At 43.2% G+C, this 26557-nt stretch carries 19 protein-coding genes and 1 pseudogene; 11 read left to right on the top strand and 9 right to left on the bottom strand.

Annotation, left to right across the window (positions count from 1 at the left end; translation table 11 throughout):
• Nucleotides 1-69 precede the first annotated feature (69 nt).
• The 5 genes and pseudogenes from HMO_RS0108695 to HMO_RS0108675 all read left to right on the top strand — a co-directional run bounded on the left by HMO_RS0108695 (nt 70) and on the right by HMO_RS0108675 (nt 6305).
• Nucleotides 70-939, top strand: coding sequence for a glycine--tRNA ligase subunit alpha (locus HMO_RS0108695; protein WP_033444622.1), 870 nt, complete (start codon nt 70-72; stop codon nt 937-939).
• Nucleotides 906-2963 (top strand): annotated as a pseudogene (gene glyS / locus HMO_RS17345) (glycine--tRNA ligase subunit beta). Before HMO_RS0108695 ends, glyS begins: the two are co-directional and overlap by 34 nt.
• 105 nt (nt 2964-3068) lie before the next feature.
• Nucleotides 3069-3191, top strand: coding sequence for a hypothetical protein (locus HMO_RS17575; RefSeq protein ID WP_010301533.1), 123 nt, complete (start codon nt 3069-3071; stop codon nt 3189-3191).
• Nucleotides 3188-5035, top strand: coding sequence for an acyltransferase family protein (locus tag HMO_RS0108680; RefSeq protein WP_029448746.1), 1848 nt, complete (start codon nt 3188-3190; stop codon nt 5033-5035). The genes HMO_RS17575 and HMO_RS0108680 overlap by 4 nt, the downstream gene beginning before the upstream one ends.
• A 478-nt stretch (nt 5036-5513) precedes the next feature.
• Nucleotides 5514-6305, top strand: coding sequence for a hypothetical protein (locus HMO_RS0108675; RefSeq protein ID WP_029448743.1), 792 nt, complete (start codon nt 5514-5516; stop codon nt 6303-6305).
• Nucleotides 6306-6458: 153 nt separating this feature from the next.
• Here the strand turns inward: HMO_RS0108675 and HMO_RS0108670 are convergent, their stop codons facing one another.
• Genes HMO_RS0108670 through dusB form a run of 6 tightly spaced genes read right to left on the bottom strand, consistent with a single transcriptional unit; the run spans nt 6459 to nt 12907 of the window.
• Nucleotides 6459-6641 carry a hypothetical protein gene (locus tag HMO_RS0108670; protein WP_010301526.1) on the bottom strand — a complete coding sequence of 61 codons (183 nt, stop codon included), beginning with the start codon at nt 6639-6641 and terminating at the stop codon, nt 6459-6461.
• Nucleotides 6616-7992, bottom strand: a complete 1377-nt coding sequence (gene trkA / locus HMO_RS0108665) for a Trk system potassium transporter TrkA (RefSeq protein WP_010301525.1) — start codon at nt 7990-7992, stop codon at nt 6616-6618. Before trkA ends, HMO_RS0108670 begins: the two co-directional genes overlap by 26 nt.
• Complete coding sequence (ntrX, locus tag HMO_RS0108660; RefSeq protein ID WP_010301522.1) at nt 7989-9413, bottom strand: nitrogen assimilation response regulator NtrX; 1425 nt, start codon at nt 9411-9413, stop codon at nt 7989-7991. Before ntrX ends, trkA begins: the two co-directional genes overlap by 4 nt.
• Nucleotides 9414-11633, bottom strand: a complete 2220-nt coding sequence (locus HMO_RS14435) for a sensor histidine kinase NtrY-like (RefSeq protein WP_010301520.1) — start codon at nt 11631-11633, stop codon at nt 9414-9416. It lies immediately after the preceding gene.
• Between the two features lie 2 nt (nt 11634-11635).
• Entirely contained in the window at nt 11636-11926 is a 291-nt protein-coding gene (locus HMO_RS0108650) for a helix-turn-helix domain-containing protein (RefSeq protein ID WP_010301516.1), read from the bottom strand.
• A gap of 9 nt (nt 11927-11935) precedes the next feature.
• Nucleotides 11936-12907, bottom strand: coding sequence for a tRNA dihydrouridine synthase DusB (gene dusB / locus HMO_RS0108645; protein ID WP_010301514.1), 972 nt, complete (start codon nt 12905-12907; stop codon nt 11936-11938).
• A gap of 464 nt (nt 12908-13371) precedes the next feature.
• On the opposite strand from dusB, the gene HMO_RS0108640 reads away from it, so the two are divergent.
• A complete protein-coding gene (locus HMO_RS0108640; RefSeq protein ID WP_010301511.1) occupies nt 13372-14490 on the top strand; it encodes a hypothetical protein in 1119 nt (372 codons plus the stop codon).
• Nucleotides 14491-14937: 447 nt separating this feature from the next.
• On the opposite strand, the gene HMO_RS0108635 is transcribed toward HMO_RS0108640, so the two are convergent.
• The gene (locus HMO_RS0108635) at nt 14938-15651 is read right to left on the bottom strand and encodes a Bax inhibitor-1/YccA family protein (RefSeq protein ID WP_010301508.1); all 714 of its coding nucleotides are present in this window, start codon (nt 15649-15651) and stop codon (nt 14938-14940) included.
• A 159-nt stretch (nt 15652-15810) separates the two neighbouring features.
• Nucleotides 15811-18273 (bottom strand): sensor histidine kinase, encoded by a 2463-nt coding sequence (locus HMO_RS14430; RefSeq protein WP_139016863.1) that lies wholly within the window; start codon nt 18271-18273, stop codon nt 15811-15813.
• Between the two features lie 658 nt (nt 18274-18931).
• Here HMO_RS14430 and HMO_RS0108620 point away from each other — a divergent pair.
• Entirely contained in the window at nt 18932-20527 is a 1596-nt protein-coding gene (locus HMO_RS0108620) for a long-chain-fatty-acid--CoA ligase (protein ID WP_010301499.1), read from the top strand.
• Between the two features lie 154 nt (nt 20528-20681).
• On the opposite strand, the gene HMO_RS0108615 is transcribed toward HMO_RS0108620, so the two are convergent.
• Nucleotides 20682-21287, bottom strand: a complete 606-nt coding sequence (locus HMO_RS0108615) for a tetratricopeptide repeat protein (RefSeq protein ID WP_010301497.1) — start codon at nt 21285-21287, stop codon at nt 20682-20684.
• Nucleotides 21288-21620: 333 nt separating this feature from the next.
• On the opposite strand from HMO_RS0108615, the gene aspS reads away from it, so the two are divergent.
• Genes aspS through HMO_RS0108595 form a run of 4 tightly spaced genes read left to right on the top strand, consistent with a single transcriptional unit; the run spans nt 21621 to nt 26360 of the window.
• Nucleotides 21621-23414 (top strand): aspartate--tRNA ligase, encoded by a 1794-nt coding sequence (gene aspS / locus HMO_RS0108610; RefSeq protein WP_010301493.1) that lies wholly within the window; start codon nt 21621-21623, stop codon nt 23412-23414.
• A gap of 14 nt (nt 23415-23428) precedes the next feature.
• Nucleotides 23429-24478 carry a 3-dehydroquinate synthase gene (locus HMO_RS14425; RefSeq protein ID WP_010301491.1) on the top strand — a complete coding sequence of 350 codons (1050 nt, stop codon included), beginning with the start codon at nt 23429-23431 and terminating at the stop codon, nt 24476-24478.
• Between the two features lie 13 nt (nt 24479-24491).
• Nucleotides 24492-25085: a hypothetical protein gene (locus HMO_RS0108600; RefSeq protein WP_010301490.1), complete on the top strand. Its 594-nt coding sequence runs from the start codon at nt 24492-24494 to the stop codon at nt 25083-25085.
• 3 nt (nt 25086-25088) lie between these two features.
• Nucleotides 25089-26360, top strand: coding sequence for an HlyC/CorC family transporter (locus HMO_RS0108595; RefSeq protein WP_010301488.1), 1272 nt, complete (start codon nt 25089-25091; stop codon nt 26358-26360).
• Nucleotides 26361-26557: the final 197 nt, after the last annotated feature.

The raw sequence follows: 26557 nt of genomic DNA, 5'->3' as shown, positions 1-26557 counted from the left end.
CAATATCTTGACCATTTCTTACATTTTGGCTAGGTTGAAGTATTAATCAATTCAATTATTAATATGGTCATGAATCCGCGAGAATCTTTCCAACATATGATCCTGAAATTACAACAGTTCTGGGCTGACTGGGGCTGCGTTATTCTGCAGCCTTATGATGTTGAAATGGGGGCTGGTACCTTTCACCCGGCTACAACTCTGCGTTCATTAGGCAAGCAACCTTGGAACGCTGCTTATGTTCAACCTTCGCGTCGCCCTGGCGACGGCCGTTATGGGGAAAACCCCAACCGTCTGCAGCATTATTATCAGTTCCAAGTCATTTTAAAGCCTGCCCCGGCGGATCCGCAGAACCTTTATTTAGAATCTTTAAAAGCCATCGGCTTTGACCTAACCAAACATGATATTCGCTTTGTCGAAGATGATTGGGAAAGTCCTACTTTAGGTGCAGCTGGACTGGGTTGGGAAGTGTGGTGCGATGGCATGGAAGTAACGCAGTTTACTTATTTCCAACAGGTGGGTGGCATTGAATGCGATCCGGTATGTGTAGAAATTACCTATGGTTTAGAGCGTATCGCCATGGTTGCCCAGGGCGTAGATAGCTTTTATGAGCTCAATTGGAATGGTCAACACGGGGATAAAAAGCTTACCTATCAAGATATTTTTAAGCGCAGTGAAATTGAATTCTCCCATTACAATTTTACGCATGCCAGCACAGAGAAGCTGCTTGAGCATTTTAAAGATGCCGAGCAAGAATGCCAGAAATTACTTGAGCACAAATTAGCCCTTCCTGCCTATGATCAGTGTATTAAAGCAAGCCATCTATTTAATCTTCTTGACGCCCGGGGCGTCATTAGTGTTGCTGAACGGGCCAGCTATATTGGTCGTGTTCGCACTCTAGCTAAGGGATGTTGTCAAGCTTATGTCGAGGACCAAGTTTAATGTCACAAGAATTTTTATTTGAAATTTTGTCAGAAGAAATTCCGGCTCGCATGCAGGTTAAAGCTGCGGAGGATTTCAAGGCAGCCTTTGAGACTGGTTTAAGAGAGGCGGGCCTCTCATTTGAAGCTGTAACAACCTATATTACTCCCCGTCGTCTTGTTGCCACCATTTCTGGATTAGCATCAGCAACCCAAGCAACAACCGAAGAGCGGCGAGGCCCGCGTTTAGAGGCCCCTGAAGCAGCTCTGCAAGGGTTTTTAAAGTCGAGTGGTCAGACAAAGGAACAGCTTATTCAAAAAGATGGCTACTGGTATGCCAATCTTATTACGGAGGCTAAACCAACCTCCTGTATCCTTCCCGATATATGCCGCCAAATCATTCGTAGTTTTAGTTGGCCTAAATCAATGCGTTGGCATGGTGCCCCTCATACTTGGGTCCGCCCCGTGCGCGGCATCTTAGCAGTTCTGGCAGGGAAGCCATTAATCTTTGAAGTACCTGAGTTCAATTTAGTGTCCAGCAATAAAACAAAAGGTCACCGTTTCTTGGCTTCTGGGGAGTTTGAAGTTACCTGCTTCAGTGATTACCAACACAATTTGGAAAAAAACTTTGTAATCTTAAGCCATGAACAGCGTCAGAAACTTATCCTTAATAAGCTTATAGAACTTGGCCAACAGCAAGGATATTCTCTAGAACACGATGAGAAACTACTCGAAGAAGTCGCTGGTTTATCAGAATATCCGCAGCCTCTGGTAGGAAAAATCGAAGGCTCTTTCTTACGACTTCCTAAAAAAGTGTTATCAACTTCCATGCGAGTACATCAGAAATACTTCACGTTTACAGATTCTTTGGGAAATATTGCGCCCATATTCGGATTAGTGGCCAATACAGTTGCCAGTGATAACGGAACCACTATGCTGCGCGGTTATGAACGTGTTTTACGGGCTCGATTGAGCGATGCTAGCTTCTTTTATGATCAAGATCTAAAAACCCCGTTGCAGGCTTATCTGCCCCAACTGGATTCGATCATCTTCCATACTAAACTTGGCTTCTTTGGGTCAGCGGGTTAACGTTTAATGAATTTGGTATCTTCGACCGCTGCTAAGCGGGCGGCAGAGTTATGCAAATGTGATCTTGTAACCAGTATGGTTGGCGAGTTTCCGGAATTACAAGGATATATGGGCGGTGTTTATGCGCAAGCGCAACAGGAAACCGCGGAAATTGCTGAAGCAATAACTCAGCATTATCAACCAGTGGGTCCTCAAGATGCCAGCCCTCATAATCCTGCTGCGATGGAACTGGCTCTTGCTGAAAAGCTCGACACTCTTGTTGGCTTCTTTGCGATTGGTGAACTGCCCACTGGATCTAAAGATCCTTATGCATTACGCCGTGCTGCTTTAGGAATTATTCGCATTGTCCGCGACAATAACCTTCAAGATTGGCGGCTTCTGGATAAAATCACCCAAGCCTTAAGCGCTTATCAAGCGCAAGGCTTGCAGATCAATGAACGCTTTAGTGCCCCCGCTGTTTTAGATTTTATCATGGAACGTCTCGGCCATTCTTTAAAAGCCGAAGGCCTACGTCCTGATACCCTTGCCGCCGTGCTGCAGTCTGCTAATCGAGGCGATAATATTTGTGGAATTGTTGAGCGTATAAAGGCCCTCAATGAATACTTAACCAGTGAGGCCGGCTATGCTCTAAGAGCGGCTTTCCGCAGGGCTTATGGTATTCTTCCCAAAGATCACGAAGCCCTTAAAGTACAACCGCAGCTCTTTACAGAGCATGAAGAAAAGGCACTCTTTGAGGAGCTGGAAACTGTAAATAGCCGTTGCCAATCCTTACTTGAAAACCATGATTATACGCGATTAATGATGATACTCGCCCATCTGCGGGATCCAATAGATGCGTTTTTCAATCTAAAGATTAATGATGAAAATGACATGATCCGCAATAATCGTCTTGCCTTGCTACAGTTAATGATTCATCAAACAGCGATCATTGCTGACTTTTCCAAGCTGGAGGGTTAAGGGCTCAGTTATTAATAGCTTGGCACAAGTTACAATAAGTAATAGACGCCAATTCTTATATCCTTCTCATCATCAAATATCTTAATTAATTGGAAAGAGTTCATAATGAAAGCTTATCGCTTGGATATTGAAGGGCTGAGAGCCCTTTCGATTCTTCTGGTCATTTTTTTCATGCATTCCCTGGCGGACTGCCAGGTGGTTTTATTGGTGTCGACATTTTCTTTGTGATTTCAGGTTATCTGATAACCAGTATCTTATTTGAGGATATGGATAAAAATAAATTTTCGTTCACGAACTTTTACGCTCGGCGTATAAAAAGGCTCTATCCGAGTTTAATGATTGTTTTGATCACTGCCATTGTTTATGGTTGGTTCGTGCTCTTGCCGGAGGAATATAGACTACTGACCAAGCACGCCGCAGCAAGCAGTGTTTATATGAATAACTTTGTTCTCTATAAAGAAAACGGCTATTTTGATGTAGCTTCAAATTGCAAACCATTATTGCATCTTTGGTCGCTCAGCATTGAGGAACAATTCTACCTTATCTGGCCCTTAATGCTTTACTTTTTAAAGAGAAAAAAGCTGCCGGTCGGAACAATAATTTTAGCAGGACTTATATTTTCATTCTCTCTCAATATTTACTATGTTTACCATAACCATTCTTATGCATTCTATATGCCGACAACGCGCTTCTGGGAGCTATTGGTAGGGGCAGCATTAGCTTATATAACCACTTATAAAAGCTCAAGCATGGGCAAGCTGGAAAATTGTCTGAATAAATATGTCAATACAGCAACCATTCAGAACCTAAGTTCTTTATTAGGGGGCTTTCTCATTGGTATCGGTGTTGCATGTCTTAATCAATCGAGCCTTTTTCCCGGATGGTGGGCACTCCTCCCTACAGCGGGAGCTTTTTTGCTTATTTTTGCTGGCCAGCAGGCTTGGTTCAACACCACCGTGTTAAGCAATAAATTGATGCGCGGCATTGGGCTTATCAGCTATCCTCTCTATCTTTGGCATTGGCCAATTTTATCATTTTGCCATATTATTAAAGGCGAGAGTCTCCCTTATCAATTGACTTGCCAAGCTTTAGGATTGAGCTTTGTTCTCGCTTATCTCACCTACAAATTTATTGAGAGCCCAACGCGCAGACAACAAAACTGGATAGCCTTACCTTTGGGCCTTGGCATGATCCCCACGATTCTGATTGCGTGGTCAGTCAAGCACCACTATCACCAAAGCCATGCTGCAACGAATGTAGCGACAGCACAAGTGGTAAAGGCCATCGGTGAATGGGATTTTCCTAATGGTTTAACAATGGAGAAATTTAATGGTCGGGAGATACATACCTTAGGCTCTCAGTCTAAGAGAGCCTTGTTCTTTGGCGATAGCAATATACAACAATATGCGCCTCGCATTAAAAAGCTTATCTTAGAGAACCCTCAAGTAAAACGTTCCGCTACTTTTATAACATACGGCGGCTGCCCCCCTCTTCCCAATGTCTACGATGACAAACGTCCCGAGCTTGAGGATTTCGTAGGGACAGCAGTAAAATATGCTTCCCGACCTGACGTCGACGTCATCGTAATAGGAGGCCAATGGATGGGCTATCTTGGCAAGAAAGGCAGCTATTATTATAGATCTGGTAATACCCAGCATACTCTTGAGCAAGGAAACATCGGCTTGAGCCGGGCCTGTCATGACTTCATGCTTATGCTGAAAACTTGGGTTGATAGTGGCAAAAAGGTCTACTTAGTTCTGAATATGCCTGTTAGTTTCAAATGTGATCCCATCCATATGCTTGAGAGAAAATTTTTTGACTCAATCAGCTACCAGCCAACGGTGTTACCCGCTCAAGAGTGGCACACTGTAGCTGCGATTTCTTACTCTGAACTTATAAAGGTCGCCGAAAAAGCCGGAGTCACGGTTATTGATCCGACCCTCTCTCTATGTGATAAGGAACAATGCCAAGTACTCACAGTCACAGGTGAGCCTATCTATAAAGACGGCTGCCATTTGCGACCTACCTTTGTTGAGAACCATGTCACCTATTTAGATCAAGTGCTGTTTTAATTAAGATGATAAGAGGGGGTTTGAAGCACAATAAAATGCTCTTACCCTTCTATTCTGTGGCTTTCTATAACTCTTTTATTTTACTGTGGTAAAGGTTGCCTGCTCAGAATTTACTGTCTCTCGGATACCATCAAAGCTCACTTGTAAGCCACAATCTCTTACTTTAACAGCACTGATAACTCTGGCTATAAATCAAATTGATATCTTAAGTAAAAGAATTATCGCGCTGACAAGGTCAGCTGCCGCAAGTAGCCTTAATTGCGAGCTTAGTTCTACTGCGTTCCTGCGGGTTTAAATTTTAAATTATATATCCTTCTCAATCTGCCCCACACAACCATAATAAAAATTTTACTAAAATTTTAATTATTAAGTTTACAGCTTGGCTTCATTCCGTTATCAAAGAGCAAGGGGGTATGCTGCCGCAAAAATCCATGCTGATGGCTTATCTAAAATGTTTAATAGATTAAATGAGGATTTAATGAAAAATCTTTTTTTTGGATTAATGCTCTTGGGGATTAACGTTGAAGCTCCAGCTTTAGAAGTGACAAATAATAAATATCAAAGAATTACACTTGGAGAAGCGATAGACGCAGTGCCGGCAATACGCAATATCTTACCTAATCCCAGGATAGCAACAGTAACCGGTCAGAGGCTAAATCTTCAGGCACGTGACTATCAAATCCGCAGTCTTTACTTCCAGAATAAAAAGCAAGACAGCGCTGAACAATCGCTCAGTTACTATATACATAGTAAAGGATTAGCTGAAATGAAGCCGATGGTCATCAATCAAGGCTATGGCCCTCTGCTCATGTATCATGTCAATAATGATGAGCATTACTTCTATTTTTGCATCCGCCCTCAGCCTTTAGAGTCCAATAGATTAGAGACAAATGTCTGCCCCATTGCACCACTTAAGATTAATCCTGATCTGATTGTACAAGATGCTCCTACTTATACTCTAGCAGAAATTCTCAACAAGCTTCCTCAGTTTGCAGGCAGTTCTAGCTCTTGGCTGATATCCTCCACAGTTGGGCAGCTTATTACCATGCAGGATGGGAAAACCTATGAAGTGCGCCAAGCGTTTTTTGAGGATCCTCTTAACCAATTACCGTTACAAGAGACAGTTCAATCCTTTGCTCACCGTTATCACCTTTTAGCGGACAAGACAGTAATGGTTAATTATGCGGGTAATTTGATGAATATTTTTTATCGCCCTGCCTATAATACTGCAGACCATATTGCCCTCTATATAGCTCTGGGCGTAGTGTAAAACAAACAGCGCAGCCCTGTGTTTGATGCTGCGCTTGTTTTCAATTCATAGAAATGTCAGAGCCTCAGAATTAAACTGATTTTAGGCTTCTAGAACTCAGCTCATAGGCCTAAAGAATCAAGTTTAAGCTTGACTCTTTAGACTATTCGATCCCTAATTTTTCCTTTTAAGCATTGCCAAGATTTTGGTGGCAAACTCTTCCGGAGAAGCCGTGTCGAGACGCTCATGAATAGGTAGCTCCACCCATAGCACTTTAAGATACTCTATTAAATCGAGGGACAATTTATCTTGAAGCTCTAAAAGCTGTTTTTTATAAATATCCTGGCCGTTGCGCAAAAAGACGCTCAACTTTAGGGACCGATGCTTCTGCCACCACTAAAATTAAGCGATCGCCGACGCGAATGGTGGTCTTGCTCGGCATAATAAAAAATTGTCCGCTGCGGTATAGACCCGCGACTTCGATTTGATCGCGAATGGTTATATCTTCTAAGGTTAAGCCGACAACATTGGTTGTTTCTTTCGCTTCTGCTTCAATGATTTCGATTTGCCCTTCCTTAAGCGAGTGAACCGCCCGGATCTGACCTTGGCGCACATACTTAAGGATGGTCGAAACCGTAATGGCATGGGGGCTAATAATTGCATCAACGCCCAAAGAAGTTACCAAGGGAGCGTAATCCATATTATTTAGTAAGATTAGGGCGCGGGTCGCTCCTTCTTGTTTCGCTAAAAGAGCGGCGAGAATATTGACTTTGTCATCCTCAGTCACGCAGACAATGGTATCGGTTTCAATGATATTAGCCTCTGTCAGAATTTCAGCATCTAGCGCATCGCCACACAGTATCTCCGTTTGGCGTAACTGACGTGCAACAAATTCGGCTCGGGCGGCATTGCGTTCAATAATCTTTGTTGTCTGTTGCCCTAGCGTTGCTTCCATTTCTTGAGCTAAGGCTAAACCAATACTGCCTGCCCCTACAATTAAGGTTCGCTTACCATAAATTGAATCTTGATGAATATGGCGCATGATCTCGGGAATATAATTTTGGTGCGCCACAAAATATACCTCATCGCCAATCAGGATTTTATCTTCCCCTGAGGGGATAAACATAGAATCTTGGCGATAAATACAAGCGATCATGAATTCTAGTTTTGGAAAGAGGCTAGGCAGGAATTTCAGGGGTGTATTTAATATCGCCGAGGGATGTTCACACCTCACCCCTACAATCTTGACTTCATCACTGCCGATGGACTTTACATCAAACGCCCCCATCACTTGTAAGCTGCTGCTAATTGTTTGGGCCACTTCTGATTCAGGGGAAATGATATGATCAATAGAAATGCGATCAGGATCAAAAAGCCAATGCAGATTAGGGTCTAGATAACTTTTATTACGGATACGCGCGATTTTCTTGGGAACCTTAAATAAGGAGTTAGCCACTTCGCAGGCAACAATATTTACCTCATCAGAGGCAGTGACGGCGATCAACAAGTCGGCTTCATAAAGACCAGCCTTTTCTAAAACATCCGGGTGAGAAGCGTATCCAACCACCGGCTGAATATCAATGCTGTCGCTTAATTTGCGCAACAATTCCCCTGATTGGTCAACCATGGTAATGTCATTATTTTCACCCGATAAATAGCGTGCGATGTTAAATCCAACTTGCCCGCCGCCGAGGATGACCACCTTCATGCTATACTTACGTCCTTGTCTTGTAGCTCATCCTCGTCTACCTCAGAGCGTCCTTCATGTACCCCCAATGCTCGTAACTTGCGATGAAGCGCTGATCTTTCCATTCCAATAAAGCGAGCTGTTTTTGAAATGTTTCCCCCAAATCGGTTGACTTGAGTCAGTAAATATTCCCGTTCGAAGGCTTCTCGGGCTTCCCTTAACGGCATAATCACAATGGATGGATTTCCTAAACTTGGCATTTTAACATCAGTTCGAATCTCCGGTGGCAACATTTCACATGTCACGGGCTCTCGCGCATCCCCGGGTGCCATTAACAACACCCATTCCACCACATTTTTTAACTGTCGTACATTCCCCGGCCAAGGGTAAGATTGCATCATAATTAAGGCTTCGGGCGCTAAAGTGCGCACAGCCCGTCCATGGGATCGGCTTGCCTGATACATAAAATGGTTAACCAACTCAGGAATATCTGTCAGCCGCTCTGTTAAGGGCGGGACCTCAATGGGAATAACACTTAACCGATCATAAAGATCTTGTCGAAAACGTCCTTCCTTTATTTCTTCTGCGACACATTTGGAAGTAGCAGCAATAATACGGACATCAACTTCGATCCTTTGATTATCCCCTAACCGACAAAAGCCGCCTTCTTGTAAAACACGAATAAGTTTAGCCTGAGCTGGCAACGGCAGATCCATAACTTCATTAAGATATAAAGTTCCCCCGTGAGCTCGTTCGATTAAGCCAATCTTGCGCGGAAGAGACTCATCGAGACCAATGATTTCCGTGCCAAACAATTCAGCCTCTATATGATCCGGATGAATCGCAGAACAGTTAATATGAATAAAAGGTGAATTAGCTCGCTTTGATTGCTGATGAATTAAGCGGGCAATGACTTCCTTGCCGGACCCTGAAGGGCCACCAATAAAAATACGGCTATTGCTACCAGCAACTTTGTCGATCGCCTGGCGGATATGCGAGATAGCTGTTGAGGAGCCCAACAGTTCTGTTCCCCCAGTCTTAACTTTTAATTCTTCATTCTCTCGGCGCAGCTTAGCAGCTTCAAGTGCCCGGTTAATGACCAACAACATCCGTTCTGCTTCAAAGGGCTTCTCAATAAAGTCATAAGCACCTCGCTTAATTGCGCAAACCGCGGTCTCGATAGTCCCATGACCACTCATCATAATAACCGGCACATAGGGATGATCACGCTTGATCATTTCTAAGATGCGGATACCATCTCTTTCACCATCGCCTAACCACACATCCAGAATTACCAGATTTGGCTGCCTAAATTTAATGGCTGCCAGTGCTTCTGTACCATCCTTTGCGACGCGAGTTCCGTACCCTTCATCCGATAAGATGCCTGACACTAACTCTCGAATATCGGCTTCGTCATCAACGATTAAAATGTCTTGAGTCATCTATCCATTCATCCGTTTTGTTACCAGTGGCAATTCAAAAAGCACGCGAGCCCCCCCCAGAGGACTATTTCCTAGCTCTAGTCGTCCTCGATGATCTTCTATAATTTTAGACACAATTGCAAGCCCAAGACCAGTCCCTTTCGAGTGAGTCGTATAATACGGCTCTGTCAGCCGTTCTCGGCCGTTAACTGGCAAACCGGGCCCATTATCATCGACCATGACACATACTTTAGTATCAAGCTGGGCCACAGTAATGGATATTTCAGGGTGAAGAGGCTTCTTTAATCCTGCAATTTCATCGAGCGTTACGGCATTAATAGCATTTTGTAATAAATTTGTCAGCACTTGACTCATTTGTGAGGGATCACAATCTACAAGCAGTTCACCTTCACCAGCTATTAATGAAAATTTAATATTACTATGGGCCTGAATCTGCAAAGCAAGAGCATTCGCACAAATCTGAACCATATTATCAACGGTTAGGATTGGCTCTGGCATACGGGCAAAAGACGAAAACTCGCTAACCAGGCGCCCAATTTGCCCCACCTGCCTGACAATTGTATCAACGCATGTCTTAAATACTTCAGGGTCGCTTTGTATTTCTTTCAAGTATTTTCTTTTCAACCTTTCCGCCGATAACTGAATGGGTGTCAATGGGTTCTTAATTTCATGAGCAATCTTACGAGCTACATCAGACCAGGCTGCTTTACGTTGCGCGGAAAGGAGGGGGGTTACATCGTCGATCGTTATAATCAGCCCCGATTTACGGCGCCCAGAATGATCGGTAACCACCACTAGCTGCAATACCCGCGTGACGCCGCGACGCATCAAAGTTAGTTGGCTTGAAGCCACGCCATCGGGCTCCTTAGAGACCTGCTCTATTAACGGTTTAACCTCTGGCAGCAGTTGAGTCAAACTTAAACTTGCTGATTCATCTTTTATATCAAATAATTCTCGCGCCCGTCGATTGATAAGACTAATCACTCCTTGATGATCAGCGCTGATTACGCCGGCTGAAATACGAGATAAAACTGCTTCCATGAACTGGCGTCGCTGATCGATTTGCAAGCTGGCATTCACCAGATCTTGGCGTTGATGCCGCAGCTGATATGTCATCCGGTTAAAGGCCTCAGCTAAAATCCCCAGCTCATTATTAATAGACCCTTCTGCCTCAACCTGCACTTCCAGATTGCCTTGACTGACGGCATCAGATGCAGTAATCAAGCGACTAATCGGCCGCACAAACAAATTAGCGACAGTTAGTCCTGCCCAAATAGCAGCCAGCAATAGCAATAGTGCCACAAGCGAGAAGAACAAAATAAAGGTAATCTGTAAGCCCGAACGTTGAGCATCAAGGCGCTCATACTCTGCAATAGCACTTTCTGTCTGTTTCACATGGCGTAAAACATCCGCATCAATTAACTTACCAATATAAAGAAAGTAGTGACCTTGGGGATCAATACGGGCCAAGGCCCTAACGCGATCATCCTTTTCATTGGATAAGACAACAATTTCGCCTGCCTTTGCTCGCTCGAATGCCTCGACGAGGACGGTTTCAAACTCTAGAGCGAACGTTAGAAATGCTCGTCCCACCACATTGCAATACTCATCCAAGATTAAAGCTTCATCAATGCCTCGGTCCTCACGCGTGATCTTGGTTAATCTCTCCGATATTAAATCTGGAAAACGCACCTGCGATTCAATGGTCGGAGCAATTTCATTTAAGATCGCCACCGCATCCTTCTCAATCGACTTGGCCCGCTCATAGAGATACGCGTTGGCCACCACTTTTGCTTCATTTAACGCCTGACGGACCGGCTCACTGAACCAGGCCTCGACACCAACGTTGAAAAACAGAGCAGAGAAGACGGTAACAAAAATTCCGGGTGTGATCGCAACAAATGCAAATAAAGCTGCGATCTGAACATGTAACTTTGATCCCGCAGCACCTTTGCGTCGTTCTGCCCATAACTCGATAAGCCGTTTAGCAATAACGACTGACAACAATAACATTAAAGTTAAATCGAGGTAGATTAACGGTAATACGTGACTCGATTTATCCGCAAAGTCGTCTGTGCCTGTTAATACCAAATAAGTAGCTACGCCCGATAAGATCGCGGCAACGCTCAACACTAAGCCTAGACGGCGCAGCCATATATCATTATGGACAGCGCGACCTAACCATTTCGTTAAATTTTGGAGAAGCCCTGCCTCGGCCATTACTATAACTCAGACAGATTTATTTGGAGTTCAGTTAGGCGCTTTCTTAATGTGTTACGATTAATGCCAAGTATTTCAGCAGCCTTTTTTTGATTCCCGCCCACTAGCTTGAGCGTAGCCTTCAGTAAGGGGCGCTCTACCTCTTGGATAACGCGCTCATATAAGCCTGAAACCGGCGTCACTCCCTCATGGGCTTTAAAATAATTATCGATGAACGTTTCAACCATCCCCCCTAGACCGCGAGTTGGATTCATGGTTAAAACCTCTGTATTGTTTTCTTTTGCGACGCTCATTACCGGCTCCTAAATCAACGGCTGATAAAATTCATCAATAAGTTGATGCATAGTGGTGGGATCTTCTACACGATTGACGTTAACACGGAAATCCGTAGAATTGGTTAGCCCCTTACTGTACCAACCCACATGTTTACGGGCAATTTTGATTCCTGTAGCAACGCCATAATGCGATAGAATATCATCCAAATGAGTCTTCACAATAAGTCGCTGTGTTGCTAAGTCTGGGTCCGGCAGGTATGTTCCAGTTTTCAAAAAGTGGCCAATTTGATTGATAAACCAAGGCCGACCATAACATCCTCGCCCGACCATAACGCCGTCAGCTCCACTTTGCTGCAATAGAGTTTGAGCATCCTCAATACTCACTACATCACCGTTACCAATAACTGGTACCTTTACGGCGTCTTTGACTTGACGGATAAAGGCCCAGTCTGCCCGACCATTGTAAAGTTGGCAGCGTGTCCGGCCATGTATTGTAATCATTTTAATGCCACACTCTTCAGCAATCTTAGCTAATCGGGGCGCATTTCGAGTATTGTCATCCCATCCTGTTCGCATTTTCAAAGTGACCGGTACCTTTACAGCCTTCACCGTCGCTTCGATAATACGGGCAGCTAAAGCCTCATCGCGCATCAACGAGGAGCCCGCATGACCATTCACCACTTTTTTTACCGGACAGCCCATATTGATATCAATAATCTGGGCTCCTAGATCTTCATTCAGGCGGGCCGCTTCTGCCATCACTGATGGCTCACACCCAGCTAATTGCACGGCCATCGGCAATTCTTCTGGCGACTTTTCAATCATTTTCATTGTCTGGCGCACTTGGCGAACCATGGCTTGACTAGCAATCATCTCGGAGATAACTAATCCTGCACCCATCCGTTTTACCAGTCGGCGGAAAGGCATATCCGTAACACCTGACATAGGTGCTAAGATAACGGGCATCTCCAGCTCAATTTTATCTATTCTAATCGTCATCTTGAGTTCCATGTTTTAGAACTTGGCAAATACTTACTGATCCCATCTACCAAAATAGTGAATGTAGGTTTTTGCTTAAAGCGTCTTTCTCTCTATCCAACATTTAATACCTTGTTAGACACCATACACTAACTTTTGGATGTGCGCAATAATTAGGCACACTCTCTTACTAGCTTCATTTCCTTGTTGAGGTATTAAACTTATAGTTCTCGCTATTATCCGGTTGCGCTTTGGTTGCAGAGAAGATTATAGCCATAGATACTAAATTCTGGTGAGGCTAAATCTTAAGCTATTTTTAATGCTCCCTGTTTTTAAATACTTGGATATTTACTAACTTTATTAAGGACATCAACTAACTCAGCATTATTTTATTGATTCCTTTATTTTCATAACCATCTATACCTATAGTGACTAAGAAAAGCTGCCCCTTAACACCACACAAGACTATAGATTAGGAAAACACCATGCATAAATTAACTCAATTCTTACTTGCAACTTTCCTAACCGCGACTCCTTTGTTGGCGATGGAAAGGCCAGACAGTGCTGTTAGAGAAAGGGAACATCCGCAAGTGGAATCAGAATCATCCATCCCATTTGAGCAGAATACTGGTGACGATAAGCTTTATCATAAATTTATCGCACATTTGGATTTTGGCTATCACCATAACTTTCCATCTAGTATGAGCTTATATGCTCCTAGAATTGGCTATCAAAGTAATCCTGAAGCCAGTAAGAACTTATACGTTCATGTCGGAACTATTTTTAGAAATAAACTAGAAGTTTTCGTATTTTGCAACATGAAGGTACAGCATTTAGCTCTAAGCATTTTCGCTAACGAGCTAGACGCCGTTCACCTCACTCATTTCTTTACTCAGCTGCTCGGTGGCAAGGAGAGCGAATTTGCAGTCACCAATCTTGGCAAATTCCTAACCTTAAAAGACACGAACTATATTCTTCCCTCTTTTCCGATGCAGGTTATTTCAGCTGCGTTAACCTATAGGCCACGTTCGGGACTTACTGTCCTCCAAGAACTAACACAGGCCTTAGACTTACCCCATACTGATCAGAAAACTCCTTTAAGAGCTTTAAGAAGGCATAAAAATACAAAAGATACAGACTATAACTATGAGGATGTTAAACCTGGAAGAAAAATTTTTACCTACCTTGATTCTATTGAAATTACTGAAGAGGGAATTATGAAGGTTGTGATAGAGACTCGCAAACTGCAGAATCTAGAAGTCCCTCTGATTGACTTTAAAACGGTAGAATATACATTTACATCCCCTTTATCCCAGCGAATTGTTACCCGTGTCATTCTTGGAAAGCAGTCACCCCTTTATTACCAACAGCTTCTACATACCTCTATTGGCTGGGATATCAGCGAGAAGACCACGTTGGGACGGTTTCTTTGGATCGCTCCAGGTTTTTCGACCGATGAGGATCATAACTCACCCCGCCAGCTTGTAGATGATAAACTAGCTCAAAAGTTTGCACAGGCAGCTTTATTATCAGATTTTTCAGAAGATGAAGAAGAAACTGGAGAAAAGCAAATCTCCGCAGGCTCTTCCTTGCTAGTAGACTGAAATCAAAGCAAGGAACCTCACTCCAAAAGCGCTCCAAGACCCTGTGATAAAGAAGGCCTTTGATAAAAATCTAAAGTATTTTTTGTTTAGCATTGGATTTTGGACGCTCTTTCTTCAAAACATCATATTTCCTTTCTGTCCCGACCAACCTTGCTTTTTCACGCAAACATAGTAAAACATATCAAACTATAATGTTGAAACCGTGGGAAGAATAGGAGCACCTCACATTGCAAATGCAAACAATGACCTTACAAACTTAAAGCTGTGAAGCGAAATTAGCCCTACTGTGTTAGCATTAAAACTGCTTGAGCCCGCGCCTTGTATCCGCCCCCTCCAATACTTATATAGTCGTTTATTTAACCTTATGTTTAAGGAGTTGCTTTTATAAATCTACCTCATAAAAAAAGCCGGAATAGTTCCGGCTTTTGGAAGGAATTAGCTAACTAATTAATCATCCCGACGATCACCAAACAAACGTAACAGTGAAATAAAGATGTTAATAAAGTCGAGATATAAGGTCAGTGCCCCCATAACAGCCTTCTTTCCTGCAGTCTCAGCAGAGTCTGAATCATAATACAGATCCTTGATTCGCTGAGTGTCATAAGCTGTTAACCCTGTAAAAACGATGACCGAGAGCGCCGACAAGACAAAACTCATAGCACTGCTTTTCAAGAAGATATTGACGAGCGAAGCGATAACAATTCCCATTAGCCCCATAAACATAAAGGACCCCATGGAAGTCAGATCTTTTTGGGTTGTATAACCATACAAAGCCATGGCGCCAAAGGTACTTGCAGTAATGAAGAAGATTCGCGTGACGCTTTCCCCTGTATATTGGCTTACAAGCGGCGTTAAAGAGAATCCGACTAAAACAGCATACACCCAGAATAACGTCTGCGCAGTTGAAAGACTGAGCCGCTCAATGCGAAAACTTAAAAAGAAAACAAGAGCTAAAGGCGCAAAAAGAACAACATAGAGCATCGGTGAAGCATAGAGGACAGAGTGCAAAGCAGGAACAGTAGCCGCCAAAAACCCAGCTACCCCTGTTACAGCTAATCCCAGGCCCATGTAGGCAAAAACTCGCTGCATATAGCCACGCAGACCACTTTCAAAAGCAGCAAACTGACCAGAGCGAGTAACGGTGCGATTTTCATATGACATGCGTAACCTCTCAAGTTAAAGCAACTAGAAATACATTATACCTATAGATATAATACATTTTTCGCCTTTGAAAAGCAATCTATTCTCCATTGCCCTTAGTCTTCCTGGCAAAAGCATTCTGTATTGATTGAATTAATCTATATTAAGGCTGCTCTTGATTCAGGAAAGATGAGCAGGTGCGTCGAGTTCACTTGGCCTTGAAACCAAATTAAGCTCAGCCATTCCTGGCTCCTGAATCAAGGGAATACGACAAGAAACTGTGGTGCCCAGGCCTTTACTTGAATTAAGACGAATATTTCCTCCATGCAGGGTAATGAAACTTTTAACGAGGGGAAGCCCTATACCGGCCCCCTTAAACCCAAAGCTACTTCCGTTACCACTGGTCGAAGCCAACAATTCAGCGATATGTTCTTTTATATCATCGGCCATCCCGACTCCATTATCACTGACAGATAAAATCAGATAATCGCCGTCCTCTTCACTTTCTAGAGATGCTGTTAACTGTATGACACCGCCTGATGGCGTAAATTTTATAGCATTTATGAGCAGGTTAAAAAGTGCCTGTTTTAAACGCCGTTCATCAGCCAAAAATCGATCCACGAGGGTATGGTTTTCACAAATGATCTCTAAGCCATGATCATTCGACCTATTATAGACTAAGGCCACCAAGCTCTCTAGAAACGGGGTTAGCTCAATGGGATGAATTTTGAGGGTCAGTTGTCCGGCCTCAACGCTGGCAAAGTCAATAATATCATTGATCAGAGAAAGCAGGCGCTGGGAGGATTCATTAATCCCCTTACAATAATCAATCTGCCGCTCATTCAGTCCGCCAAAATATTGATTTAGTAAAATCTCGGTAAATCCTATAATGGTATTTAAAGGAGCACGCAGCTCATAGGAAACATGGGAGATAAAGTCGGATTTAAAGCGATCAGCTTGCTCCAGCGCTTCATTGCGTTCCTTTAACGCTTCTTCAAAGCGCCATCTATCGGAGACATCAACAAAGCCTAGCATATGCGATCCATCGGGCAAAGGAACATAAGAAACATTAACAACCGATTGATCGGCCAGAATTAGCCTCTCGCTCGCCGGTTGACGGGCATTACACATCTCAAGAGCTTTTTGCCGGAAATGATCCCAATGGCTGTAGCCAATGAAACGATGGCGAATCCCGTATAAGATTTCCCCTGCATGACGTCCCGGCTGCAATTCCACGCTCTCCACTTGCCATATTTGTGAGACGGCCGGATTAGACAAGCGCAAACGATTGTCACTGCCTAACACTAAAATCCCTTCATACAGGTGATCTAGCGTTTCTTTTTGTACGGCAATCAATGTATTATATCGCCGTTCCATAGCTAATTTGTCAGTAACGTCATCAAATAAGAACAGCAGGCCGCCCATGGGATGAGGAGAAATAACCATTCGTAAAGTATGACCATCAGGCAGATGAACCAATTCTTGGATAGGATCAATTAACGCATTAAACAGATTAAGTTGATAATTCTTGTACGCTGTAAAATCTGAAACTTCAGGCAGCTTCCGGCGATCCCGCAAGTTTTGCATTAATTCATTAAACGTTGGCTTTGAATAAAGATATCTTTCTTCGAACTCAAACAGCTTCTCATAAGCTTTATTAAAAAATTCCAGCCTGGTGTCGGCGCCAAAAACAATGATAGGTGTTGACAAATTATGAAGAATTTCTTGGTGAGCGGCCACGTGTTTGGCCAGAGTAGCATGAGCTTCTTCTTGCTCTGTGAAATCCATAGCATAGCCAATTGTTCCAGCCTGGTCTGCTAAGGGAATTTCTGTCATCTCAATCAGGCGTCGATGCCCGTCAACCACCACATGGCAGCGTTTTGATTGAATGAGACCAGCCATCATTGCGCGCTGGCCTAAGGAGTGCGAGCTTGAAGAGCGCGCATTATCAATCAGTTCTCGTCCTTCTTTGATAACAAGCTCAGGCGTCGAATCAAGAATCCCAGCAAATACCTGATTACAATAAACAATCTTTGCGTCTCGATCCCGGCCCCATAAAGCAACCGGAATATTATTCAGGATATCCCGATAAAAACTCTTTTCACTTTCTAATTTAGAGATTTGCTTATGCAACTTATCGAGGATAAAATCTTCATCCGTTATATCTGCGAAAGCTAGGACAATATATTTATGTTTATTCTCAGTAAAAGAGTAGCCCACGCTTTTTAAGACCGTTCGTTCATCAATAAGCATTAGATTGATCTCAAATGGCTCATTGGTATCCTGAAGTTGCTGAAGCGCTTCATCTAATTTGTAGGCATCATTAGCATTAAACTGATTTATAATATCTTGGAGAGAGACAGGCTGATAAGGATCCAGGCCCATCAGGGGGATGAGGCTATACGAATACTCAAGCTCGCCACTTTCTTTAGACCACCAGCATCGCGCTTCGATGGCACCATCAATTAAAAGTTTATAAATATAATGTCGATCTTTAAGGCGAGCAATCTTTTGCCTGAGCTTAGAGATATATTTTAATGTGGGCGTAATGCTAGCAAGCATACCAGCAATAAACAAGAAAATAGCACTATAAAATGGATCAAAACTTTCTTGTTTAATCCAGAATATAAGATTATCCAGCACCGGAGACCCTTTAAAACTGCCATCCTCTTCTTTAAGAGTATCAATATAAAGCAAGAAGTTACATTAAAAAAATTTATACTTTATCAATAATTTAATGTTACATTTAATTTTAGGAGAAACATTTCAATCGGATTTTATCATTATGACCGAGGCAAACAAGGGAACAAAGAAATCAAAGTTACCAAAGAATCAGAACCTGACTTCGCCCCCACCATCTAAAGTTTCCTCTAAAAAAACGGTAAATTCCAAGAAACCATCTTTAACCTCGCCAAAAGCAGCTACGAAAAAGAGCAAAGCTTCTGTCGATGCCACTACAATCAAGACGGCAGCACCTACTAAGGCTAAAAATGCAAAAGCGTCCCCGAGCAAGCCAGAGCCTACCTCTGCTTTAAAGACAAAGACTAGCAAGCAGATAGCACCGTCTACCACTGCCCCCGCCAAAAAAGCGAAACCGTCAAAGTCTACAAGCGTAAAATCAGCTGTCGCATCCAGCCCCCAGAACACAGCAGTTAACAAGAAGCCTGGCCTTAAAAAAGATAAAAGTAACTCGGCCCTTTCTGCCAAAGCCAACCGTACACCCGAGTTTCCGTGGCTTCATTCTTACCCATCAACATTAAAATGGGATATAGACATACCTGCAAAGCCCCTCTGGTCGCTTATGGAGGAGGCTGCAACCAACGCCCCTGATAAACCTTGCATCGACTTTTTAGGAAAGAAGTATTCTTATCAAGAAATTAATCAGCTTGTTAATCAAACCGCAGAAGGTTTGCAAAAACTGGGCGTGAAAAAGGGCACAAAGGTCGGCATTTTTATGCCGAATGCTCCCTATTTTGTCATTGCTTACTTTGCCATTCTTAAAGCCGGCGGCATAGTGGTCAATTACAACCCTCTTTATGCTGATCATGAAGTTAATTATCAGATCAAAGATTCTGATACTGAGATCATGTTTACTTTAGACCTAAAGGTTTTATGTGATAAGCTTATTCCTCAACTGGGTACCGCGAATTTTAAAAAAATGATTGTTTGCTCTGTTGCCGACAGCTTGCCGTTTCCGAAAAACATTCTCTTCAAATTGTTTAAAAGAGGGGAAATAGCCAAGGTCCCCACCAATCATACTATTGTCTCCTTCGATAGCCTTACCAATAATGCTGGAAACCCGCAACTGCCGGCAATTGACCCTAAAAAGGATATTGCATTATTACAGTATACCGGCGGTACCACTGGCTCGCCCAAAGGGGCCATGTTAAGCCACTACAATGTCTACGCCAACTCTGTACAAGCCTGCACGTGGTTTGAAGGCATTACTTACGGTCAAGAAAAGATACTGGCCGGTTTGCCGCTATTTCATGTTTATGCTATGACAGCTGTCATGACCTTGGCTATTCAAACAGCGGCTGAGATTGTGATGATGTTTCCACGGTTCAATCCCTTGGATGCAATGAAGGCTATCCAAAAGCATCGAATCACCTTCTTTCCTGGTGTGCCCACGATGTATAATATGATTGCCAATCATCCCCGGGTTAAGGAGATGGATTTAAACTCTCTAAAGATTTGCCTTTCAGGCGGCGCCCCCTTGCCCATAAAAGTCAAAGAAGATTTTGAAAGCTTAACCGGCTGCAAGCTCGTCGAAGCCTACGGGTTGAGTGAAACCTCCCCTGCAGCGACGTCTAACCCTGTGTATGGAATCAATAAAATAGGTTCTATTGGCATCCCGTTCCCCGGCACACAGATCAAGATTTTGTCTCTTGACAATCCTGCCAAGGAGATGAAGATCCGGGAAAACGGACAAATTGCTATTAAAGGCCCGCAAGTGATGCTGGGCTATTGGAACCGTTCTGATGAAACTGAAAAGGTATTTGTGGGCGACTTCCTTTTGACCGGCGATGTCGGCTATATGGATGAGGATGGCTACACCTTCCTTGTGGATCGTATAAAAGATCTGATTATATGCAGTGGCTTTAATGTTTATCCGCGCATGGTCGAAGAAGTTATTTATCGCCATCACAGTGTTGCCGAAGTTACCGTAATTGGTATTCCTGACGAAAAGCGCGGTGAGACCGTAAAAGCGTTCGTTAAACTCAAAGAAGGTGCTGAATTATCCGAAGAACAACTGCTCAACTTTTTACAAGGCAAACTGTCACCGATTGAGATGCCAAAATTCATTGAGTTCAGAGACGAGTTGCCTAAAACAATGATTGGCAAGCTCTCTAAAAAAGAGTTGAAGGCGGAAGAGCGCTCTAAGCAAAAGAAGTAGCCCCCTTCCTTGAGAGTAACAGAACCTTAAAATTGACGAAGGCGAAAAGCTTGCTCTTAGCGGGGATACTCTCCTAGTTAGAGTCGCTCCCCTGTTCTTAAAGGCTAAGGGCGGAGCGCGAAAGTTTAATAAGACAATTCGCTGTCAGCACTTCTCAATCATTATTGATTTTCTTAGCAGCAATTTCTTTTCTTAGACGATAAAAGCTTTGTTGCGCTCGTTCTAAGGCAGACGGTGACAATTGCTCTCTCACTTGATCGCGGAATTCTCGTGCATCCAAAGTTAACTCCCCAAGATCTGAGTAGTTTTCTGAGGCTAGACTTAAAAAGATATAAGCAGCCTCTAGATCTAGCGGTACACCTTCAGCATTTTTACAAATAATCCCATAGTTAAATTGTGAAGGTCCATAACCCCGCCGTGCCGAGATTTCGTAATACATCTTAGCTTTATGGATATCTTTCGGCATAAAATCACCATGCAAGTATAAGCCAGCATAGGTATCCAAGGCGGGCCCATAACCCGCCTTGACCGCTTGCTCTAAATATTGCAGGCCCTTCGATGGCTCAGGCTTATCACCAAATAGCAGTAATAAAGCAGAAAAGAAAGCGGCTTTCGGCTGATGTTTCTGGGCTAGGGGTTCAAGCACTTTTAAAGCCTCACCGATTTTACCTTGATAAATAAGTTTTATTCCTTGATTAGCTGGATTAGCAGCAACCTTAGATGCTATTATAAAGACAAATAAGAAAGTTAGAATGCGCACAGTAACCTCTACCGTTCATCATCTATTATTAATAGTTTTCAAGATTACGGCAAAATTCAACGACTTTCACTAATAAAAAGGGCTAGCATCCAAAATTGCTAATCTCTTTAAAAAGCCCATCTCTCTCGATGGTTAAAAATGCTTTCAGCGTCTCCTTATAATACCCGTTAACTATTAACCCTCAAAAAATTAAAATAAATTATTTCTTTCGTGGTTTTTCCTAATGATTCTCTAAAATCTTCTTCCTCCAGATCGCAAGGCTTGCTTGACAAAATTTGCCGATTATGTCTCTTTTAGAGCAGGTTAACCAAATAATAAAATTGGATAAATTAAATGCACAGTTATCGTAGCCACACCTGTGGCCAACTCCGGAAAAAAGATGCGGGGCAAACCGTTCGTCTATCTGGCTGGGTCCATCGCAAACGGGACCATGGCAACCTTTTATTTATCGATATTAGAGATCATTACGGAATAACACAATGTGTTGTCAGCACAGACACACCAAGTTTTAAAATTGCCGAATCTGTACGCAATGAGAGTGTCATCCGTTTAGATGGAATCGTTGTTGAGCGCGCTGTAGATACGGTTAATCCGAGAATGGATACAGGTGAAATTGAAATCCAAGTCAGTGACATTGAAATTCTGTCAACCGCGGAAACCCTGCCCCTTCAAGTTAACAGTGATAGTGACTTCCCTGAAGAAACACGCCTGCGTTATCGCTTCCTAGATTTACGCAAAGAAAAGCTTCACCAGAATATTATTTTAAGATCCCAAGTCATAACCTCGCTGCGGCGGCGGATGATTGAGCAGGGCTTCTTGGAATTCCAAACACCGATCTTAACAGCTTCTTCTCCGGAAGGTGCCCGTGACTTTCTCGTACCAAGCCGCCTTAATCCTGGCAGCTTTTATGCGTTACCACAAGCACCACAAATGTTTAAGCAGCTTTTAATGGTTGCCGGCTTTGATCGCTACTTTCAAATTGCCCCTTGCTTTAGAGATGAAGATGCTCGAGCCGATCGTTCCCCTGGTGAATTCTATCAGCTTGACTTCGAAATGTCCTTTGTGACGCAAGAAGATGTCTTTGCGGCAATCGAGCCGGTATTATATGGCGTCTTTGAGGAGTTTGCTGGCGGTAAATCCGTCACCCCTTATCCATTCCCGCGTATCAGCTACGAAGAATCAATGCTCAAGTATGGAAATGACAAACCCGATTTACGCAACCCCATTGAAATTGTTGATGTATCTGAGATCTTTTTAGGGTCTGATTTTGCAGTGTTCAGCAATATTGTGAGTGAGGGGGGGGTCGTCCGTGCTATTCCAGCTCCCAATAGCGCAGCACAGCCGCGTAGTTTCTTTGAAAAATTGAACGATTGGGCGCGGGGGATGGGTCTGCCGGGCTTGGGCTACATCACCTTTACCGAGGGTACTGCCAAAGGACCAATTGCTAAATTCTTAACAGAGGAACGGTTAGAAAAACTACGAGCAGTGGCTAATCTTAAAGAAGGGGACTCAGTATTTTTCGTCAGTGATAAGCCTAAAATTGCCGCAAAAGTGGCGGGCCTGGCGCGAACCCGCATTGGCCAAGATTTAAAAATCATTGAGAATAATGCTTTTAAATTCTGCTGGATTGTTGATTTTCCAATGTACGAACAGGATGAAGAAACAGGTAAAATTGATTTCTCTCACAACCCCTTTTCCATGCCGCAAGGGGGAATGGAGGCTCTTCTCACCCAGGACCCATTAACAATTAAAGCATTCCAATATGATATTGTTTGTAACGGCATTGAATTATCAAGCGGTGCCATTCGCAACCACTTACCTGAGGTAATGTATAAAGCCTTCGAAATTGTAGGCTATACTAAAGAAGACGTTGAGAAGCGCTTTGGTGGTTTACTGAGTGCATTCAAATTTGGTGCCCCTCCCCACGGTGGCAGCGCCCCAGGTGTGGATCGTATTGTTATGGTTTTGGCAGATGAACCCAACATCCGTGAAGTTATTGCCTTCCCAATGAACCAGCAAGCGCAAGACTTAATGATGGGAGCACCATCAATTGTCGATAAAGAGCGACTAAAAGAATTGTGTCTTGAAGTGCGTTTACCCTTCAAGCCAGCCCCGGCTGTCAATTAAGCGAGGGCAGAGCAGTGAGAGCTTCTTCCCCCAGGCACCAAAAACGCTCTCCTGCCCCCTCGGTTGAAAGCCATATCAAGTTTTTCTGCAGTCAAGTTTTTGAAGGGTCAATTGAATTTTTAGCTTTTAAACCTGAGCTGTATCCTGCCAACTCTCTTATCATTTGTGATCCTATTATTCAGCTGCCGTCGCATCCTCTTCCCACCTTACCTTTAGAATCAAAGGAAGCGACGAAGAGCCTTTCAGGATTACAAACTATTCTTCAATTCTTAGCTGATTATCAAGCTGACCGTGAGACCACCGTGATTGCAGTCGGCGGCGGCAGCCTTCTAGATGTCGTGGGCTTAGCCGCAAGTATTTACATGCGCGGGATTTCCTGGTGGGCAGTTCCCACCACCCTATTGGCGATGGTAGATGCGAGTGTTGGCGGCAAAACCGGCCTTAATTTTAATAATGTTAAGAATCTTATTGGCAGTTTCTATCCCGCTAATAAGACCATCATCGATTCTTCTTTTCTAGCCACTCTACCCTCATCCCGCTATTGTGAGGGATTAGCGGAAATCATTAAAATGGCCTGGATTCTGGACGCTGAGAAGTGGCAGACATTTTTGAACCAAGATATTGATCAGCTTATTGCGTATGCAATTAAGTTAAAACTTGGAATTGTGAGTCGAGATTGGTTTGAAAAACTTGAGGATACGGGACGTATTCTCTTAAATGCCGGACACACTTTTGGCCATGCCATTGAGCGCCTATATCCTGAAATATCGCATGGACAAGCTGTTGCTTTAGGATTAATTGCCGAGCATGAGCTTGCAGAGATGCTCACTCAATCCTCTCATTCAATTGCGCAACTAAAAGAAACGCTAGAAAGGGTCGGCCTTAAGACAAATTATCAGGACTATCTAAAGAATAGTGAGCAACTTATAGCCTATATACTCAAAGATAAAAAAACTTACAAACATATCCTGCAAATGGTTGTGGCAACGGCGCCTGGCCAGGGTTATTGCTTAAAGTTCACTGCCGAAGATATTAGAGTATTTGTGTCTAACTTAAGATCATGATAAGATTTTTATTATGGCACATCCAAATAACAAATTAATATCTTTCCTAAGAACCACGCTCTGCGTTCTATTACTCCTTATTTCTTCTGCTACTGCAAAGAAAAACCTCTCTGAAAAAAGAGAGACAGCAATCAATCGGCTGACAATAATGCAATTTAAGAAAAATCTGTCTGATTTTGATCGTTACCTCAAAAAAGTAATCAAACTTTATGCACGCCATATTAAGCAGCTACAGTCAATGATGCCTACCAATGATAAGGAGGCGGCATTTTTACTTGCGGAAACGGAAAACTTTCAAACATTAATCCAAACCGGCGAACTGTCGCACGATGCAACTTTAGATAAGCTAAAACAAGAACATGACTTAATGTTACTGCTTGAGCGCCGTCTTCACCTTGCCTCGGCCATAAAACCTGATGTGAAACAGTGGCAGGGGGTCACAATTTCGGATGGAGATAATGCGTCTTTAACAGGGAGTGCAGACCATGCGCCTGCAAAAAAAAGCAAAAGGGAAGACGACATAGAAGCTCCTATAGAAATGTCAATATCAGTGCCAATTGATGTCGGCAAACGCCACGGATTTGATAAACTGAGAGAGGTCGAATAATTTATGTCGGTTTTAACGGTTATTTTTTTAGTCTTAGTATTGCTCGTCATCTTGGCAAGCTTATTATCCTCGGCAGAGACGTCGGTAACTGCAGTATCAAAAGCCAAACTGCACAGTTTAGCCAAAAAAGGTGATTCGAAAGCTAAACTGGTGCTTGAGTTACAAAAAAACGTTGGCTTATCTTTGTCGACAATCTTACTTTTTAATACTTTATGTCTGACCATCGTTAACAATAATATTGGTGATATAGCTGCCGACTTATTTGGTAAAGAGGCTATCATTTTTGTCTCTATCGGCATGACAGTTATTATCACAGTCTACGCCGAAACCTTACCCAAGATTATTGCTGTCAACAGTCCCGAAAAAGTCCTCATGCTCCTTATTCGACCTTTATGGATTGTGTATAAGACGTTCCGCCCCCTTACCCTTGCTATTAACAATTTTGCGCGCGCCCATTTAAGATTGTTTGGCATAAAATCAAGCGCCGATGATGAATATGCCGCCTTAGAAGAGCTCAGAGGCGCCATAGACATGCATTTTGCCGATGCCAAGCCCGATGCTAATAATGAACGGGCGATGCTTAAAAGTATTCTTGATCTGCGTGAAGTAACCGTTGAAGAAATTATGACGCACCGCAAAAATGTTACTATGATTAATGCCGATGACAAACCGTCCGAAATTGTTAAGCAAGTCCTTGAAAGCCCGTTTACGCGTGTTCCCCTTTATAAGGATAATCCCGATAACATCGTCGGTGTCATTCATGCCAAAGCTCTATTGAGATCAGTTAATTCTCATAAAGGCAGCCTTGATAAACTTAACATTATGTCCGTGGCCTCAACGCCTTGGTTTATTCCTGAAACAGCTGACCTTATTGAACAGTTACAAGCTTTCAAGGCCAGACGGGAGCATTTTGCCATCGTCGTTGATGAATATGGTGCGTTCAATGGTATTGTAACGCTTGAGGATATTCTGGAAGAAATTGTTGGTGATATTACGGATGAACATGATATTGCGGTGCGCGGTATCCGCCCCCAAGAAGATGGCTCCTTCATTATTGATGGTACAGTTACGATTAGAGACGTAAACCGTCAACTTAACTGGGACTTGCCCGATGAGGAAGCTTCAACCATGGCAGGCTTAATTCTTTATGAGATTCGTGCCATCCCCGAGGTCAGCCAATCCTTCAATATTCATGGATATTATTTTGAAATTCTTCGCCGTCATCGCAATCAAATTACGCTCTTAAAGGTTAAAGATAATAATCCTAAGAATTGATTTGTGACTGCATAGCGTACCTCTCTGACCATCGCTTTGAGGGAGTGAGGTAGGATCTGCTATCGCTGAGGCTGCAAGCAAGCATGAGGCCGTGCTCCTTAAATAAGGAACAGCCATGTTTTATAGGAAAGCGGCTAGCCCAATATCCTTCTTGTCGTAGAAATAACTTTATCTCCTCTGCCGCCCCAAGTATTGCC

This window comes from Candidatus Odyssella thessalonicensis L13, from assembly GCF_000190415.1.
GTDB classification, from domain to species: Bacteria; Pseudomonadota; Alphaproteobacteria; order Paracaedibacterales; family Paracaedibacteraceae; genus Paracaedibacter; species Paracaedibacter thessalonicensis.
This window is presented reverse-complemented; position numbering and strand designations above follow the sequence as displayed.

Coding starts and splice junctions, on each gene's coding strand:
- HMO_RS0108695 (WP_033444622.1), top strand. CDS start 70: ATGAATCCGCGAGAATCTTTCCAACATATGATCCTGAAATTACAACAG.
- HMO_RS17575 (WP_010301533.1), top strand. CDS start 3,069: ATGAAAGCTTATCGCTTGGATATTGAAGGGCTGAGAGCCCTTTCGATT.
- HMO_RS0108675 (WP_029448743.1), top strand. CDS start 5,514: ATGAAAAATCTTTTTTTTGGATTAATGCTCTTGGGGATTAACGTTGAA.
- trkA (WP_010301525.1), bottom strand. CDS start 7,992: ATGAAGGTGGTCATCCTCGGCGGCGGGCAAGTTGGATTTAACATCGCA.
- ntrX (WP_010301522.1), bottom strand. CDS start 9,413: ATGACTCAAGACATTTTAATCGTTGATGACGAAGCCGATATTCGAGAG.
- HMO_RS14435 (WP_010301520.1), bottom strand. CDS start 11,633: ATGGCCGAGGCAGGGCTTCTCCAAAATTTAACGAAATGGTTAGGTCGC.
- HMO_RS0108650 (WP_010301516.1), bottom strand. CDS start 11,926: ATGAGCGTCGCAAAAGAAAACAATACAGAGGTTTTAACCATGAATCCA.
- dusB (WP_010301514.1), bottom strand. CDS start 12,907: ATGACGATTAGAATAGATAAAATTGAGCTGGAGATGCCCGTTATCTTA.
- HMO_RS0108640 (WP_010301511.1), top strand. CDS start 13,372: ATGCATAAATTAACTCAATTCTTACTTGCAACTTTCCTAACCGCGACT.
- HMO_RS0108635 (WP_010301508.1), bottom strand. CDS start 15,651: ATGTCATATGAAAATCGCACCGTTACTCGCTCTGGTCAGTTTGCTGCT.
- HMO_RS0108620 (WP_010301499.1), top strand. CDS start 18,932: ATGGAGGAGGCTGCAACCAACGCCCCTGATAAACCTTGCATCGACTTT.
- aspS (WP_010301493.1), top strand. CDS start 21,621: ATGCACAGTTATCGTAGCCACACCTGTGGCCAACTCCGGAAAAAAGAT.
- HMO_RS0108600 (WP_010301490.1), top strand. CDS start 24,492: ATGGCACATCCAAATAACAAATTAATATCTTTCCTAAGAACCACGCTC.
- HMO_RS0108595 (WP_010301488.1), top strand. CDS start 25,089: ATGTCGGTTTTAACGGTTATTTTTTTAGTCTTAGTATTGCTCGTCATC.